This window comes from Peribacillus sp. 05N428, from assembly GCF_056397085.1.
In genome coordinates this window covers 1-13,439 of record NZ_JBFTMS010000036.1, presented here as the reverse complement: position 1 = coordinate 13,439, position 13,439 = coordinate 1, and the positions used below count along the sequence as shown (strand labels likewise).

At 37.2% G+C, this 13,439-nt stretch carries 12 protein-coding genes and 1 other RNA gene; 10 read left to right on the top strand and 3 right to left on the bottom strand.

The window, feature by feature from the left end; all coding sequences use genetic code 11:
- The first annotated feature begins 83 nt into the window (after nt 1-83).
- Entirely contained in the window at nt 84-1,070 is a 987-nt protein-coding gene (locus AC1DIV_RS23430) for a DUF5677 domain-containing protein (protein WP_340876377.1), read from the top strand.
- Nucleotides 1,071-1,116: 46 nt separating this feature from the next.
- The gene (locus AC1DIV_RS23425) at nt 1,117-1,515 is read left to right on the top strand and encodes a hypothetical protein (RefSeq protein WP_340876378.1); all 399 of its coding nucleotides are present in this window, start codon (nt 1,117-1,119) and stop codon (nt 1,513-1,515) included.
- 213 nt (nt 1,516-1,728) lie between these two features.
- Here AC1DIV_RS23425 and AC1DIV_RS23420 read toward each other — a convergent pair whose 3' ends face one another.
- Nucleotides 1,729-2,790 (bottom strand): DUF3900 domain-containing protein, encoded by a 1,062-nt coding sequence (locus AC1DIV_RS23420; protein WP_340876379.1) that lies wholly within the window; start codon nt 2,788-2,790, stop codon nt 1,729-1,731.
- Between the two features lie 480 nt (nt 2,791-3,270).
- Between AC1DIV_RS23420 and AC1DIV_RS23415 the strand changes: the two genes are divergently transcribed.
- Together AC1DIV_RS23415 and AC1DIV_RS23410 are read left to right on the top strand one after the other, a co-directional pair.
- The gene (locus AC1DIV_RS23415; protein ID WP_063593482.1) at nt 3,271-4,683 is read left to right on the top strand and encodes an amino acid permease; all 1,413 of its coding nucleotides are present in this window, start codon (nt 3,271-3,273) and stop codon (nt 4,681-4,683) included.
- A 557-nt stretch (nt 4,684-5,240) separates the two neighbouring features.
- On the top strand, nt 5,241-6,539 hold the full coding sequence (locus AC1DIV_RS23410; protein WP_340876380.1) for a globin-coupled sensor protein: 1,299 nt from the start codon (nt 5,241-5,243) through the stop codon (nt 6,537-6,539).
- A gap of 326 nt (nt 6,540-6,865) precedes the next feature.
- Here AC1DIV_RS23410 and tatA read toward each other — a convergent pair whose 3' ends face one another.
- Nucleotides 6,866-7,072, bottom strand: a complete 207-nt coding sequence (gene tatA, locus AC1DIV_RS23405) for a twin-arginine translocase TatA/TatE family subunit (RefSeq protein WP_048686086.1) — start codon at nt 7,070-7,072, stop codon at nt 6,866-6,868.
- 353 nt (nt 7,073-7,425) lie between these two features.
- On the opposite strand from tatA, the gene ssrS reads away from it, so the two are divergent.
- The 4 genes from ssrS to AC1DIV_RS23385 all read left to right on the top strand — a co-directional run bounded on the left by ssrS (nt 7,426) and on the right by AC1DIV_RS23385 (nt 11,108).
- A non-coding RNA gene (gene ssrS / locus AC1DIV_RS23400) (6S RNA) lies at nt 7,426-7,613 on the top strand.
- A gap of 325 nt (nt 7,614-7,938) precedes the next feature.
- Entirely contained in the window at nt 7,939-9,306 is a 1,368-nt protein-coding gene (locus AC1DIV_RS23395) for an MFS transporter (protein ID WP_289349919.1), read from the top strand.
- Nucleotides 9,307-9,609: 303 nt separating this feature from the next.
- Complete coding sequence (locus AC1DIV_RS23390; RefSeq protein WP_340876382.1) at nt 9,610-9,798, top strand: hypothetical protein; 189 nt, start codon at nt 9,610-9,612, stop codon at nt 9,796-9,798.
- 413 nt (nt 9,799-10,211) lie between these two features.
- On the top strand, nt 10,212-11,108 hold the full coding sequence (locus AC1DIV_RS23385) for an MFS transporter (RefSeq protein WP_477577503.1): 897 nt from the start codon (nt 10,212-10,214) through the stop codon (nt 11,106-11,108).
- Between the two features lie 110 nt (nt 11,109-11,218).
- Here the strand turns inward: AC1DIV_RS23385 and AC1DIV_RS23380 are convergent, their stop codons facing one another.
- Nucleotides 11,219-11,545: a YnfA family protein gene (locus AC1DIV_RS23380; protein WP_251539444.1), complete on the bottom strand. Its 327-nt coding sequence runs from the start codon at nt 11,543-11,545 to the stop codon at nt 11,219-11,221.
- A gap of 350 nt (nt 11,546-11,895) precedes the next feature.
- On the opposite strand from AC1DIV_RS23380, the gene AC1DIV_RS23375 reads away from it, so the two are divergent.
- Nucleotides 11,896-12,093 (top strand): hypothetical protein, encoded by a 198-nt coding sequence (locus AC1DIV_RS23375; RefSeq protein ID WP_340876384.1) that lies wholly within the window; start codon nt 11,896-11,898, stop codon nt 12,091-12,093.
- 178 nt (nt 12,094-12,271) lie between these two features.
- Nucleotides 12,272-13,219, top strand: coding sequence for a DMT family transporter (locus tag AC1DIV_RS23370; protein ID WP_048681971.1), 948 nt, complete (start codon nt 12,272-12,274; stop codon nt 13,217-13,219).
- The last annotated feature ends 220 nt before the right edge of the window (nt 13,220-13,439 follow it).

Sequence of the window (13,439 nt, the reverse complement as noted above, 5' to 3'; positions counted from 1 at the left end):
TATGAAAAACGATAAATAAAATATCAATTTTATATTATTAATAATTGAGTAATATTACTTTTAAAAAATATAGGGGTGCAGTTTTGGGTAAAAAAGAATATGCTGGAATGATTAAAGGAATACTTAATGATCCTGAATATAAAGTTTCAGTTATTGAAAATTTAAGTGATTTAAGTACTGAGATAATAAAAGGAATGCACTACAACGATAATTATAAGTCAAGAGCTTTAAATATGTTGTTTGTAGATGCATACAAAACTTTTGAATCATTTATTTTATTAATGGAGAACAGACAAGTTAATTCAAGTACAATATTAATGAGAAAAATTATTGAGATACTAATTAGAATGGAGTATTTATCAATAAGTAATCAATTTGAAAATTATTGTCGCTCTAAAAGTAATGATCAAGCTAAAATTTTATCATCATTATTAAGCTCCCGACCAGTTAAATATGTTACAAAGACATCGTTGTGGAGAGAAAGATACCAAATAATTGCAGAGTGTAAAAAGATTTATTCAGACAAACAAAATGGAAAATATCTAGAAATGCCAAATTTAGACAAGATGGCAGAATATTCAGGCTTATATATATTGTACATAGAAAAGTACAGTCCACTTTCTAAATTTGTTCATAGTAACATTAGTATAGAAAACTTTTATTTGTTCAAAGATGAAGAAGGATTACATTACTCTAAGGAAACTGATGAAGTCATAAATAATGAAGATCGAGTCCAGATTATGCTTGATGATACAATGTATTGCTTTTATAAAATTATAAAAAGGTATATTGAAGAAATAAAAGTTAAAGAAATTCAATTGAAAAAATTTGAAGAAAAGTTTTTTATATTTGCTTCTCTTGATTTAATTACAGGAAATATAAAAACTAATGTTGATATTACAAAGAATATTATTAGAAATTTAACAGGGGAAGGTTTACCTACGGATCCAGAAGATGAAAAATACGAAGTTTTGTTTTTGGAGGATAATCTTGAAACTTTAAGACATGATTGGACAAAATTAGAACGTTTAGTCAAAGAAAAAGAAAAGGAACTAAATATACGTAAATAGTTTACATTTCTCTAAACCTCGATATAAGAATATCGAGGTGATTTTTATGTTGCCAACAAAAGAGCAACTAATACAACATTTAACAGACAAAATGACAAACAAGGACATAGCCAATATTTATGGAACAACCTTTCAGAAAATAATACAACTTATTAAGAAGAATGGAATTAATCCAAATGAACTCAGGAAGGTAAACACCCAAATCGTTTATGAGCATGGGCTTAACGGAGTTGTTGTTTATATTGGAAGTGGAGTTTGGTACCGTTGTAGAAGATATACAAATAGAGGAAACTTGGAACATAAGAAGTTGATGCAAGAAGGGAAGCTCACTTATAAGTTTCTGGCGGAATTTGATTCAGAAAAAGAAGCAAGACAATATGAAGCAAAACTAATAAGAAAATATAAAAAGCAAGGGTTATGTACATTTAATAAAAGGTTGTATTGAATTGAAGTATAAATATAAAAAGAGAATGCTATTTCATAATGCATTCTCTCTTAATGATAATAATCCTTTAGGAAACCTTTTAACAGGAATAAGAGCCATTTTTTTGTTAATCTAGCGGTCACACTATCGGTCACTAATATTGCCGAGAAAACCTTTGTAATCGCTGTTTTCTGTTATTGTCACACAATGCTCAAAATACACGTATAAAATCCCTCAAACCTTCCTACTAATCTTCTCCACAATCTCCATCAAATCATCCGGCTTATGAAACTCAATCGGGGAAACGCCTTTATCGAACTCTATTGTATTGGATTCTATCATTAATACATACTTTCCATTAATCTTTCCTAAATGGATGCTATCGCCAAAATCGGCTAACAGTCCTTTGATAGATGTACTACCAAGCTTCATTCGTAATTCGGCTTCAGGTGTATGTTCGACAATCTGGGCTGTGGCTTCGACGACTTGGTGTGTTTCAAGGCGTTCCTGAATTTCCCGCTTTTCACTAGTTTCCCAGATTTCCAGGTCTTGTTCGAATTTCTGCAGTTCGTCACTGTTTTCTTCGAATTGAGCGGATACATGTTCATGGACCATATGGATGACCTGGTTTTTCATGATTTCCGGCATCGATTCGCCATATTCGACGAATTTCAAGAAGTCCTCGAAGTAGCGGGCATGTGAGGCCTGATGGATCTTCAGTTCACCTTCTTCGACCATTCCTTCTTCGGGCATGTAGGGGTATTGGATGGATTTCATATTTTTAGTGGTGATTGCCATTTCAACGTGCCTAATCAAGGTCCGTTCATCCGAAATGGAAGCAACTTTCGGCTCGAAATCACATTTTAGTAAGAAAACGAATGGTTCATCAAGATATTTCGTTAATTTTGCCGATGCGATTATGAAGACACCGCCACGGACGGCACTCGTATCAATATAAGACCGCGTGAATTGTTCATTTTCCTCTTGGAATTCCTGTTTTGTTTTAGCATATCGAACACGGTTAAATACATTGTAATTAGGGTTGGAATCAAGTGCATGTCCTTCTTCGACAATAAAAGAACCAATTTTCGTTGGTATTTGTTCAGTTTTTGGATGACGGTCGACTTTCCGTTTGGAAATCTTCATCAATTCCCCATCCAAAAAATCCTTTAGAGGACTTTCTTCGTATTCTTCAGTATCAAGAGTTTGGAAATGTTTAAAACGCTTATCAGCCTGATCGCCTTTTCCTTCGACTTGGATTAAATAAAAAGACAGATAGGTAATTGCAAAATCCATGAATGTCACCTTCTTCAATTATTAAGCATAATTCCCGTACTTTTTTTAAGACTTAATAAGTATAGTGATGTACTTTGATTCCGTCAAACTATTGGTGCATGAATGATCAGGATAATATTGGAGTATTATTTCATAATAATACTTATACAAAAATAACGAATGAACTTATATTGGATTAAAAATATTAGAAACTTATACAAGTAGCGCACTTTATTAATATTAAAATAATGAATTGTTAATCCTTATTTGTTAAATATTGATATTCCTGTTGAATATTAAGGATTCCCTTCCAAAGAAAATTCAAAAAACAGAATTTTACAATAATAAATCATTGACGAAGGAAGGGGTAATACGTATAATTTGAAAGTCAGACAATTCAGGAATTGTAGAAATTTGTCGAAATTTCTTCGATATAAATGAAAGTGAATTTATTTGTCTGTAGTTTTCAGAATAGTTTATAAAATTTACGGAGGAAAGAACATGAGTATTTTTAGGAAGAAGTCCATTGAGGACTTGTTGAAAAACGCCGGTTCCGGCGGTAAGGGATTGAAACGAGAACTAGGGGCTTGGGATTTAACGATGCTAGGAATTGGAGCGATTATTGGGACAGGCATATTTGTATTAACAGGTACTGGTGCAGTGAATGCTGGTCCTGCACTTTCATTATCTTTCGTCATTGCTGGGCTTGCCTGTTTATTCGCTGCACTTTCTTATGCAGAATTTGCAGCATCCGTGCCGGTATCCGGTTCGACTTATACGTATGCTTATGCAACTTTAGGTGAATTCGCCGCTTGGATAATCGGATGGGATTTAATTCTTGAATACTTATTGGCTGTTAGTGCCGTATCGGCTGGGTGGTCGGGCTATTTCCAATCATTTTTAAGTGGATTCGGAATTAACTTTCCAGAGAAATTGACGGCAGCACCAGGTTCGGTCGAAGGTGTCACGACTTATATGAACTTGCCGGCCTTTTTGATAGTCATGGCGATTACCTTTTTGATTTCCATAGGTACGAAACAAACGACCAGAATCAATAATATAATGGTCGTTATTAAAGTATTGGTAGTGTTGTTGTTCATCGTTTCTTCTATCTATTATGTGAAACCGGAAAACTGGCAGCCTTTCATGCCATTTGGTATCGATGGAGTATTTTCAACTGCCGCATTAATGTTCTTTGCCTTCATCGGCTTTGATGCAGTTGCATCTGCTGCTGAAGAAACAAGAAATCCTGGAAAGAATTTACCACGCGGAATCCTCGGTTCCTTGGTCATTTGTGTTGTGCTTTATATGATCGTAAGTTTAATCATGACAGGTGTGGTACCGTATGCACAATTCAGCAAGGCTCTTGATCACCCGATTTCTTTGGTCTTGCAAAGCGCAGGACAAAATTGGGTTGCAGGAATCATCGATCTAGGTGCCTTCCTCGGAATGACAACGGTGATCTTGGTTATGTTGTATGGCCAAACGCGAATCATGTTTGCGATGTCACGTGATGGGCTGATGCCAAAATCCTTATCAAAACTTCATAAAAAATATAAAACACCTTATGCAGCTTCATGGATATTTGGTATGATAGCGGCCCTATTGGGAGCCTTCATACCACTTGGTGAATTGGCAGAGTTAGTCAACATTGGAACATTGACTGCTTTTACGATGATTTCCGTAGCTGTCATCGTTTTAAGGAAAACAAGACCGGATATGAAACGAGCTTTTTATTGTCCGGCAGTACCGCTCGTTCCTGGCCTGGCAATCGTTTTTTGCGTATTCTTGATGATTCAGCTAGGGAGTCATACATGGATAAGGTTTTTAATCTGGATGGCTATCGGAGTAGTCATTTACTTCGCTTATTCCCGTAAGCATTCCAATCTTAACCAGCATGAAAAAAATCATTGAAAAAGACACTTTTTGAGAGTTTCAGTTTGACGACTAAAGGGGTTAGGAAGGCTGAAGGCTATCTCCCCGAACCAAGATTTTAAATGAAAGCTTGGTTATCCTTCATGTTTTTTGTTTTTTCGCTAGCCAGTTAAATTCAGCAGGAGTGTCGCGAATTTCTTCAATCTTGTGAGGGTTTCATAGATATGTAAAAAAACCAAAAATATAAACTAGTCTTATTCAAGTGTTCGAAATGAGTCCAGCCTACAGTTTATTCTTAAAATAGATTCCAGTTGATTGGAACGGAAGGTACGAGACTCCTGCGGGAAAAGAGCGCCGAGGAGGCTCCCGGACCGCCCGCGGAAAGCGAGTGCCTGAAGTGGAAATCAACGTTCATATCCTACACTCTCTCAATAAAGTATACGATCTGAGACACTCTCTGGAGTGTCTTTTTTGTTTGGACATATATCGTTCATAAGTCTTATGTGAAAGAAGAAAATTTCTCAAAGTGAATTAAGATAAACAGACTTTATGTCGAAATAGTATATATGGGCTAAAAAATGGGGGGCAATTCAATCATGAAAAGAATATGGAGAAATAAACAAAAGATAGATTCTATAGACTATATGCAATATAAAGAACACGTCGGTATCAATATCAAGGAATATCCGAGCGTGTTGAATCAAGTGGACATGATTCATTTGAGCATCGAGGATTTGTGCATAATTCGTTCTTTACAGGAACAAGTGAAGGAACATTTGACACAAATTGTAGGGAATTTTTATAAAAATCTAGAAAATGAACCCTCTTTAATGAAAATCATTAAGGACAATGGTTCTGTTGATAGGTTGAAAAAGACACTGCATCGTCATATGTTCGAAATGTTTAGCGGAACCATTGATGATGCGTATATTAAACAGCGTTATATTATCGCACAAGTACATGTGCGAATTGGACTTCAGCCAAAATGGTATATGAGTGCATTTCAGGATTTATTGCAATCATTGATCATTCATGTGATTTCCAACATAAAAAATATAGAGCAATATCAAGATAACATTCTGGCTGTCACTAAAATTTTTAATTTAGAGCAGCAAATAGTTTTAGAGGCATATGAACTTGAAAATGAGAAGATTCGCCAAAAAAACTTAGCAGAAAAAGAGACGATTAAACTACAGGTCAATCATAATGCAGAGGAATTGGCAGCAATCAGTCAAGAGACCAGTTCAGCAACTCAATTAATGGCAAGTAAGGTAGTGGAAATTCATGATTTCACCCAAAAGGGGTCAGAAATAGCCATACATGCAGAGGGAAAGTCAAATGAGGGAGTCGAACTGTTACAGGGATTAGAGAAAAGATTGGTAAAAACGCAGGAGCAAATGACGATCATTTCAAAAGATATGGAGCAGCTTTCCAATACTTCAAAGGAAATTGAACGAATTGTCACGATCATCACTTCAATTGCCGAGCAAACGAATTTGTTGGCGTTGAACGCAGCGATTGAAGCGGCAAGAGCTGGTGAAAATGGTAAAGGATTTGCGGTTGTGGCTGGTGAGGTAAGGAAGCTCTCCGAAAATACCAAGGACTCGGTTTCTGAAGTAGTGAAATTGGTTAATGGAATCGCTCATTTTACCAATGTCATGAACACGTCAATTTCCATGGTTAGCGGGGAAATTACTAAAGGTACGAAACAAGGAAAAGAAACGGGCATATTTTTTACTGATATAGCAAAGGCCATGCTTTCTGTTAAAGAGCAGAATATTAAGATCACCAAGGAAATGACAGAGCTGAATGATATATTCGAGGAAATTAATGAAGCGTTCAATCAAGTGGCCGTTTCCTCGGATCAATTGACTCAATTGACAATGAACTTGTAATGAAGTTGAACGGTTTTTGAGATCAGCTCTATAGGCTTATTTGTATTTAAATAAACAACTCGATAGAATATTTTTAAAAATCCCCAAAGCGGTCTATAGAATATGAACAAACTATAAACAGGGATTTAAATCACTTCCCATTGGATGCCGTTAACAGGCTGCTCAATAAATTACTTGATAAAATATAAGTTTAATGTTATATTAATAAAGCGATGAGCTAATTTGTGTAAGTCGAAGAACAAGCTTTTAGCTAAACGTCGGGATGTGGCCTGACGGTTCTGCGCCACAAACGCATCAAAGACGCCTGCTGCGTGCAGGCGTCTTTTTCATTTTATCGATTCTTTTTTTGCAGCTTGTACGTCATCTTTGAATTCCTCTTGTATTTCTTCTGTTATTCCCTTGGTTGCATCCTTAAATTCCCTAAGTGAGGTGCCGACTGCCCGTCCGATTTGAGGCAGCTTGTTCGGTCCAAAAACAATTAAAGCTAAAAGAAGGATTAAAATTAAACCGGGAAAACCAATGTTTGAAAGCATAATCAGTCACTCCAATCAAATCTATTAGTTAATATTATAGACTCCTTCCATGTATTTGCAAATGGTATTTAGGATATATTATAGTGTTAAACATCCGATGATTTTCGCAAGACAAACACTTTCAATTTCCGTCTCCATTTTATCTTGCACATTCTATCTTAAAATATTTACTTACCCAAGTATGATATTCCCTAAAAAGATATCAATGAAAATGGGGGACGGATAGTGAAACCAGAGTGCCATTTGACGTTTTGGGCTTGAATTTAATTTGGCTGCACCAGTGGCATGAAATTTTTTTCTTGCATGGGAATGATTAAACTTGCAAGTTTGAAGATATTTCGGTATTATAACTATACAAGCTGCGTTGTTCGTAATGATAATTAAGTTTTAACCTTTAAGCTGTAATAGGGAGTTTTATATTGAAACAGGAATGTTATGCCTCGTCACTGACTTGGACAACAGGATTGCTTCTGCAAACACCCACTTTGAGGAGTGGTGGTTTAAAACTTTCTTACTTGAATACGGCAATTGCGGCTTACCACTTTAATAATTAGAAACCAGTCCGATAAGGGACTGGTTTTTTGTTGTTTTATGGTTTGGAACGTTGAAGATCGGTATAAAAAAAGTTGATATCCAGAAATTGCGAATACCATGTTAGTAACCGGGTTATGTGAAGGCTTCAAGATTATGAATAATATGTGAAAGTTTTTGTTGAAATATCAGATAATTAGCATTTATAATAACAATTAGATAACTCGGTTCACTATTTGTATAAAAATATGTGAGTCGAATATTTTTTGAATGATTACGTAAGCGCTATCATTTGGATGGAATTATTGCAGTCACCTAGAGAGGAGAAAGATTTTATGGCTAAAATTAATACGACCGAGGTAATTAGCAACAGTAAATTTAACCGCTTTCATTTAGGATTGCTGGCATGGTGTTTTATCATTATCCTTTTTGACGGCTATGACCTTGTCGTTTACGGAACAGTCGTCCCGTTATTAACAGAGGAATGGAACCTTACTTCCGTGGAAGCTGGGGCTATGGGCAGCTACGGTCTATTTGGAATGTTGTTCGGGGCCATCTTCTTTGGTACATTAGCAGATCGGATTGGCAGGAAAAACGTAATCGCGATTACACTTATTTTATTTAGTTTATTTACGCTTTTATGTGGATTTGCGGATACGCCTACGATGTTTTCGACTTTCCGATTCCTGGCGGGGTTAGGGCTTGGGGGCATCATGCCGAACGTCATTGCCTTATTGACGGATTATGCACCGAAAACGATGCGGAGCATGGTCGTTTCAATCGTTTTGTGCGGTTACTCATTCGGAGGGATGCTTGCGCCGATACTGGGCATCCTGGTTATGCCGACACTAGGGTGGGAATCAATATTCTGGTTTGCCGGAATACCATTGTTGTTTTTACCCTTCATGATGAAACGTTTACCAGAGGCTTCGACCCATCTGATCAGAATTAACAAAAAGGAAGAACTGATCAGAATATTATCCAAGGTAAGTCCGGAAAGTAAATTCGACATCAAGGACGAACTTGTGGAAGTGAAAAAAACAGAAGCCAATATGCCGATTGTTGGATTGTTTAAGGATTCCCGTACTCTTAGCACATTGATGTTCTGGATCGCCTTTTTCATGTGCTTATTGATGGTATATGGATTGAATACATGGCTTCCAAAGCTAATGATCGAGGCAGGGTATGCGTTGAATTCAAGCTTAGGTTTCTTGATCGTCCTTCAAGGCGGCGCTATCGTAGGCACGCTTATCATCGCTAAACTTTGTGATCGTTATGGTTCCAAGAAAATGCTTGTGCCGATGTATGCGCTTGGTGCTGTAAGTTTGACGCTATTGGGAATGGGAGGAAGCTCATTTGTGATTTACACATTGGTAGCGATTGCAGGAGCCTGTACCATTGGTGCCCAAAACCTTGTACAAGCCTATGTTTCCCAGTACTATCCGCCAAATATTAGATCGACTGCACTAGGGGTGGCATCTGGTATCGGAAGGATTGGCGGTATGCTCGGGCCCATACTCGGCGGATTTTTATTATCCATCTCGCTACCCATCCAATTGAATTTCATTGCCTTCGCCATTCCGGGCCTCATTGCTGCGGTTGCCTTATCATTCGTTCCAGTGAAAATGGCTTATTATAAACATGATCATTCGGAACCAACGGAAGAAATGGACGTAGAATCCAATAAAATGAACGTCTTGTGAACTACAGGCATGAAATGCACAGTGCTGGGATACCCTCGCTGTCATTTCATGCCTATTTTTTTTTTTAGACTTTTTTTCCATACTAAATAAATGGCAAATTGACAAGAAATTGCTTAAAGGTTTTCCAGAAATTGTTTGGCGTGACCTGCTTTTGTGAAAAGTTGCTTAAATGTTCATAATTTCGCAATATGAGTTACTCTTACTATAAAGAATAAATGGTAGAATGAAGGTACGGATAATTAATTCTCCCTTGAAGTGGAGCGAACTAGAAATTAATCTCATCTTTTGTGAGGAGTCAATACTTTGAAAATTTTAAAACATATAATTTTTTGGTTATGCATTATAGGGACATTATTCTCTATGATCTATTTCTTTGTAGCGGACATTCCGTTATATGTTAAATTGTTAGGCGGAGCCATCATCCTTTATCTTGGTTATGATCTAATAACAGAATCAAGGAAAAGAAAGCGTAAAGAAGCCTTGGAAGCTTAATCCTTATACACATTAAAAGCCCTCTTTGATAAGAGGGTTTTTTTGTTGATTAATATGGCTAATCAACTTTGTTTATTGACAATATTCTAAAAACTAAGTTAATGTATAGTGAACTTAGTTCTATATATGTATAATTTGTATTTTTAACTACAATAGAAGTTGTCATTAAATGTTAGCTCGGCCAAAAAAATATAGACATCCTTAAGACTACGTCAATAGGAAAGGCAGAAAGAGGGGAAGGAAATGCGCACAATCCAAGTGTCTGAAATGATTGATGCAAGAATTTAACCGTTTTTATTTACAGATTTTATTATGTTGTATCTTTATCATCATTTGTGACGGATATGATATGTTCATGCTTGGGACGATTCTGCCATCTTTGATGGCGGAGTGGAGGATAATTGCTGTAGAGGTTGTTCAGCGGACACGCACTAGGGGGAGTTGTCGCTTCATTGGGGGCGATGTACCTGATTCCGAACTTTGGTTGGCGGGCAGTGGTTTGGCTTGGTGCACTCCCATTAATTTTCATGCCCATACTATATAAATTGCTGCCTGAGTCAATAAATTATTTCATGACAAAAAATAAGAAAAGCAAATTGGTGAGCGTTCTGAATCAAGTGAAGGTAGACGGGCAATACACCATTAATGATCATTTTGTCCTTCAGGAGCAACTCAAAAGTGAAATGAAAGGGTTTCCAGTTAAGCAGTTGTTCAAAAATGGCAGGACTTTGAGCACCCTCATGTTCTTGATTGCATTTTTCATGTGTTTGTTCGTAATGTATGGTTTGAGTACATGGCTGCCAAAAATCATGGGAGGGGCAGGATATGAATTAGGTTCAAGCCTGACATTCTTAGTCTTATTGAACCTTGGAGCAGTTTTTGGGGCGATCGTTGGAGGGAAGCTTGCAGACAGATATGGTTCCAAGAGGATTCTGGTTACTTTCTTGGTCATAGGATTCATTACCTTCACGATGCTGAGCTTCAAGCCAAGCATGGTCATGCTGTATATACTGATTGCCATTGCAGGAGGTACGACAACAGGTACACAAATCGTAACGAATGCATATGTATCCAAGTATTATCCGAATGAAATCCGTTCTACAGGTGTCGGCTGGGCATTGGGGATCGGCAGAATTGGCGGAATACTCGCTCCTACTTTCTGTGGAGTCCTGCTGGATATGAAGTTGTCATTGCAAGTCAATTTTTTAGCTTTTGCCATACCATGCATCATTGCAGCAATGGCGATTTGGTTCATACAGGATAACTTCAGCAATTTGACGGCAAACAGGCAGGAAAAGAAATTGATATGATGTACACCCAAGCTGGATCACTGTATGGAAATATTCAAATGAAAATCGGTCAAAACAACAAATGGAGATCGTGGTAAAAAAATCAAAGGGCCTTATGCCCTTTAATTTTTTTACTGTCTAGGGCCCCATATAATGACTGAAACACCGACCAAACAGATTACAGCTCCAATCCAGTCATATAAATCAGGGGTTTTCTTATCGATGCCCCACCCCCATAAAACAGAAAGAACAATGAAAACCCCGCCATAGGCAGCATATACACGGCCAAAGGTAGGGAACGTTTGGAAAGTTGCAATGATGCCGTATAACACTAACCCGAAACCTCCGGCTAAGCCTAGATAAATGGATTTACCTTCTCTTAACCAAAGCCAAATAAGATAACCGCCGCCAATTTCCGCCAGACCAGCCATAAGGAAAATTACAATAGTAACTAACATATATGTATACCTCGCTTCCTCGTTGAATTTTATCATAGATGAATTGTAAATGATCATCCTATAAAGTGCTGTTATTGAAATTAACTGGGCATCCCCGTTAAGATGAATATGATTCTTCATAAAAGAGATATTGTTATCATGTTGTTTGTGCTGATTTGGTGTCCTTCTATCTGTTGTGTTCGATGGGGTTAACATTGCTGGCGCCAAGCTTGATGCTTAACTTGATCAACACAGCCTATTATGGTTTTGGGCAATTCCTGCCTGGATTATTATCGATTTTCTTTTTCCGCTCCATATGACCTGCAGGTATTGCAGCCGGCCTCATTACAGGGGATCTGTTCGCCATAGGTATGCATCTAGCTCAGATGAATTTCTTGAATATTAATATTGGCTTAATCGCTTTATTGATAAACTTCACAGTTGCTTATGCCATCAGTATGTATTTGAAAAGAAAACAGAAAAGTCGGACATCCTTTGAAGAACCAATTGCCTACAATAGTATTGAATTAGAAGAAACCTATCCAAAAAACTCTGTCATTGTCGATTAATATTACTTACGATTTATGCATTCGGATTTAATTCGACCATACATTATTGTAATAGGCTCTAATTCGTTACATATCCAGAAAAAGACCAGTTTTTTACCTCTAACTTGGGTTGCAATACAGATGCAAAGGGTACTATACCTAAATAGGAATATAGTAATCTAGTTGAGGAGTTGCAGCCATGAAATCCCGATCATTTGCATACATGTTAGCGCTATTTCATTCAAGTATTGTCGGCCTATCTTTCTTATTCACGAAAATGGCGATTGCTGAATCGAATCCGCTTGATACTTTGGCGTTCCGGTTCACGGTTTCTTTCGCCATCATTTTGTTGCTGGTCGCCGTAAAAGTCATTAAGGTGAACTATTCTTGGGAGTCGATTAAAAATCTTGTACCGCTTTCTCTATTATTCCCAACTCTTTTCTTTGCCTTTCAAACTTTCGGGCTTAAGTATTCGCAATCCACCGATGCTGGAATTCTTTCTGCCGTCACTCCAATTCTAACATTGATGATAGCTGGATACTTCCTTAAGGAGAAAACATCTTTATATCAAAAACTTTCGATTGTCTTGTCGGTAGTTGGGGTCATTTTCATTTTTGTGATGAAAGGGAGCACCATCAATTTTTCCGACATGCTTGGGATGGTGTTGATCCTGCTATCCTGTATTGCAACGGCTTGTTATACAACGATGACCCGTTCACTTGCCAAGGACTATACACCAGGTGAAATGTCTTTTTTCATGATGGGAACAGGCTTTGTCATTTTTAATGCAGCTGCACTCGTTACCCATTTAAAACAAGGTACGATGCCGGAATTCTTTACACCATGGTCGAGCATGGAATTCATCAGTTCCATTTTGTATTTGGGGATATTGGCTTCATTGGTCACTTCATTATTATCCAATACGATTTTATCAAAAATAAAAGCGTCCCAAATGAGTGTGTTTGCAAATCTTTCCACTGTTGTCACGATTGCAGCAGGAGCTCTCATTCTAAATGAAAAGCTTACGATCTATGATATATTGGGTTCGATACTAATCATTTTAGGTGTAATAGGCACGAATTATTTTGGAGTGAAGAGAGAGCATTCAATAAAAGTGAATCTTGAGTATAATGAAGGGAAATTGTAAATGAATGAAAAAGGTCCATCCCAATAGGAATGGACCTTTCAGACTGTAGACAAACTTGAACTGCCCCGTAAATGTTAGACACCAAACTAACATTTACGGGGTGTTTTTTATGGCTAATTTTTCTGCCGAACAGAAAATATTCATTGTACGACTTTACCTTGAAGGAAAGCACAGCTATATGGATCTTCAGAAAATATTTGAAGTCAGAAAATATTTGAAG

Bases quoted from the DNA above. Each gene is read 5' to 3' on its own strand.
- AC1DIV_RS23380 (WP_251539444.1), bottom strand. From the start codon at position 11,545: ATGTTAGTTACTATTGTAATTTTCCTTATGGCTGGTCTGGCGGAAATT.
- AC1DIV_RS23395 (WP_289349919.1), top strand. From the start codon at position 7,939: ATGGCTAAAATTAATACGACCGAGGTAATTAGCAACAGTAAATTTAAC.
- tatA (WP_048686086.1), bottom strand. From the start codon at position 7,072: ATGCTTTCAAACATTGGTTTTCCCGGTTTAATTTTAATCCTTCTTTTA.
- AC1DIV_RS23410 (WP_340876380.1), top strand. From the start codon at position 5,241: ATGAAAAGAATATGGAGAAATAAACAAAAGATAGATTCTATAGACTAT.
- AC1DIV_RS23425 (WP_340876378.1), top strand. From the start codon at position 1,117: ATGTTGCCAACAAAAGAGCAACTAATACAACATTTAACAGACAAAATG.
- AC1DIV_RS23370 (WP_048681971.1), top strand. From the start codon at position 12,272: ATGAAATCCCGATCATTTGCATACATGTTAGCGCTATTTCATTCAAGT.
- AC1DIV_RS23420 (WP_340876379.1), bottom strand. From the start codon at position 2,790: ATGGATTTTGCAATTACCTATCTGTCTTTTTATTTAATCCAAGTCGAA.
- AC1DIV_RS23375 (WP_340876384.1), top strand. From the start codon at position 11,896: ATGCATCTAGCTCAGATGAATTTCTTGAATATTAATATTGGCTTAATC.
- AC1DIV_RS23415 (WP_063593482.1), top strand. From the start codon at position 3,271: ATGAGTATTTTTAGGAAGAAGTCCATTGAGGACTTGTTGAAAAACGCC.